Here is a 2,725-nt window from a genome sequence, read left to right on the forward strand (position 1 = left end):
CCGCAACCGCGCCAGCGCGTCGGCGTTCGATTGGAACAAAGGCGTCAAGCCATGGCTGGCCCAGCGGTACCAGCGCACGTGGCGCCGGCGGGTGGCCTCGAACTGGGGCAGCCGGTCCAGTGCCAGGGTCGGCCCCAGGCTGTCGGCCAGCAGCATCGCGTCCAGCAGCGCCATGTTGACGCCCTGGCCCAGCTGCGGGCTCATGCCGTGGGCGGCGTCGCCGATCCACACCGCCCGGCCGTGGTGCCAGCGCGGCAGATTCACCGCGCGGTAGGTGGCGTGGGCCAGCGGGCTGGGCGGATGCGCCCGCAGCTGGGCGGCGGCTTCGGGCCACAACGGGGCCAGCGCCTGCGCAACTGCGTGTGAATCTGCACCGGTCGGGGGCGGCTGGTCGGCCGGCATGCTCCAGTACAGGCACAGCTTGTCGGGCTGATCGGCACGGTGCCGGCCCACCGGCAGCAGCCCCGCCATCTGGCGCGCCAGGCGGTAGCGCTGGTTCAGCTCGTTCCGTTGCGACCAACCTTCGGCCGGCACCAGGCACCACCAGGCGCCCCAGCGGTAGGGCCGGGCACAGGCGACGCCGAACTGCTGCTCGCGCAGCGCCGAGCGTGAGCCGTCGGCCACGACGACCAGGTCGAACGGACCCCAGCGCTGGCCGCCGTGACCGTGCAGTTCACCGGTCTGGCTGTCGAGCCGGGTGATGGTGCAGCCGGGGCGCAGCGTCAGCCGGGCAGGCTGGTGGCGCTGCAGCAGCTCGAACAAGGCGCCACGCTGCATGCCCAGACCTTGCAGGTGAGGCGCACTGTGGTCGTAGCGCATGTCCATCACCAGCCGGCCACGCTGGTTGTGGCCGCGCAGGCATTCGACGCGTGCACCCAGCGCCTGCGCTTCGGCCAACAGGCCCCAGCGCGCGAGCACCGCCTGCCCCGTCGGTTGCAGCAGGAAGCCGGCGCCGGCCGGGCCCGGTTCGTCGGCCTGCTCGAAGATCGTGATCTCGGCGTCGGGCGCTTGGCGGCTCAGCGCGATCGCGGCCGCCTGGCCCGCCGCGCCCAGGCCGACGATCGCGATGCGTCGCGAGGCGGCCGTCACGCGAGGATGAAGCGGCGCAACGCGGCGAACGCGGCCTCGGGCTCGTCGCGCCAGGCGCCGTGGCCGCTGTCGGGGTAGACCTGCAGTTCGGCCAGGCCGGCGGGCAGCGCGGCAGCAATGTCGGCACTGTCGGCTGGCGGGCAGACCGGGTCATGCGCGCCGGCCATCACCAGCACGGGGCATTGCGCGGCGGCCAGGCCGGGCGCGAGGTTCATGCCGTGCATCTCGTGGACGATGAAGTGGCGCAGGATGTCCAGGCGGTAACGCGCCCGTTGCCGGCCGTCGGCGCTGGCGGGTGGCCGGGTGTTGTACAGCGGGTGCAGCTCGCGCAGGTACTGCTCGGTGTTGGCCTCGGTTGGCGTGCACCAGAACGTTTCGGCCAGTTGCCGTGCCGCGGCGCCACCGAGGCGCTCGAACACCGGCAGCTTGCGCTCCAGGTTGAACGCCGGCGAGGTCGACGACAGGATCACCTTGGCCGGGTGGCCCGGGTGGCGCGCCAGGTAGCGCTGCGCGACGAAGCCGCCGAACGACTGGCCCAACACGATAGGTTTCTCGATGCCCAATGCGTCGCACAGCCGCACCACGTCGTCGGCCCAGTTGTCCAGCGTCCATTCGCTGGCCGGGCGTGCGTCGCTGCGGCCATGGCCACGGTGGTCGTAGGTGACGATCTGCGCGATGTCGGTCAACTGCGAAAAGGCCGGCTTGAAACCGGTGTGGTCGAAGCCGGGGCCGCCGTGCAGCAGCACCAGCGTGAGCTTCTCACGCATGGCCGGGCCGTCGGGCACCAGGCCGAAGCCGTCGACGTCGACAAACAGGCGCACGCCGGGGGCGATCTCGATGCGCATGGGTTCTCCGAAAAGAAGGTGGGCTCAGCGGCGCTTGGCCGGCGCTGCACGAGGCGGCGGCAACGCCGCGCCAGCCAGCAGCATATCCACCAGCCGCTGGGCGGCCTGGTCGACCGTCAACGGCAGGCGGCCTTCCAGCAGGCCGTCGGCGTGCAGCGAGGCGAGGCCGTGGCAGATCGACCAGCCCGCCAGCGCCACCACTTCAGGCGGGCCGGGCTGGACGAGGCCCGCGGCCTGCGCGTCACATACCGCTTGCACCAATACGCCATACGCCCGCTGGCCGGAGGCCATCAGATCGGGATGCGCCTGCTTGTCGCATTCGGGCCCGAACATCAGCCGGTAGACCGACGGGTTGGCGACAGCGAACTCGACATAGGCCAGGCCTACCGCGCGCAAGGCAGCCAGCGCATCGGGCGCCTTGCGCCGCGCGCGGTCGGTGTGCTCGGCCAGGCCGTCGAAACCCTCGGCCAGCACGGCAGCCAGCAAGGCTTCGCGGTCGGCGAAGTGGCGGTAGGGCGCCGCGACGCTGACGCCGGCCTGGCGCGCCGCCTCACGCAGGGTCAGGGCGCCGGGCCCCCCTTGCTGGATCAAGGTGGTGGCCGAGCGCACCAGCGCGCGCGCCAGGTCGCCGTGGTGGTAGGCCGGCTTGGCAGGGATCTTCGTCTTCGGGGCCGATGCCTTCGCCGCCGTCTTTCGAGCGGGCGTGGTCGGCCGGGTTGGCTTCGCGGCCTTGACGATCGGAGGCGGTTGTCGGCTGCTCATGTTGACAACCATAACATTCGGTCGTATGT

At 71.9% G+C, this 2,725-nt stretch carries 3 protein-coding genes; all 3 read right to left on the bottom strand.

Annotated elements, in window-relative coordinates:
• A partial coding sequence (locus AC1DYI_RS31850) for an FAD-dependent oxidoreductase (protein ID WP_477208118.1) occupies positions 1 to 1,089 on the bottom strand: 1,089 nt, incomplete at its 3' end.
• On the bottom strand, positions 1,086 to 1,934 hold the full coding sequence (locus AC1DYI_RS31855) for an alpha/beta fold hydrolase (protein ID WP_477208119.1): 849 nt from the start codon (positions 1,932 to 1,934) through the stop codon (positions 1,086 to 1,088). The genes AC1DYI_RS31850 and AC1DYI_RS31855, both read right to left, overlap by 4 nt.
• A gap of 24 nt (positions 1,935 to 1,958) precedes the next feature.
• On the bottom strand, positions 1,959 to 2,725 hold a 767-nt coding region (locus AC1DYI_RS31860; protein ID WP_477208120.1), incomplete at its 5' end, for a TetR/AcrR family transcriptional regulator.

Source organism: Ideonella sp. P3_A4, from assembly GCF_056403075.1.

Bases quoted from the DNA above. Each gene is read 5' to 3' on its own strand.
- AC1DYI_RS31855 (WP_477208119.1), bottom strand. From the start codon at position 1,934: ATGCGCATCGAGATCGCCCCCGGCGTGCGCCTGTTTGTCGACGTCGAC.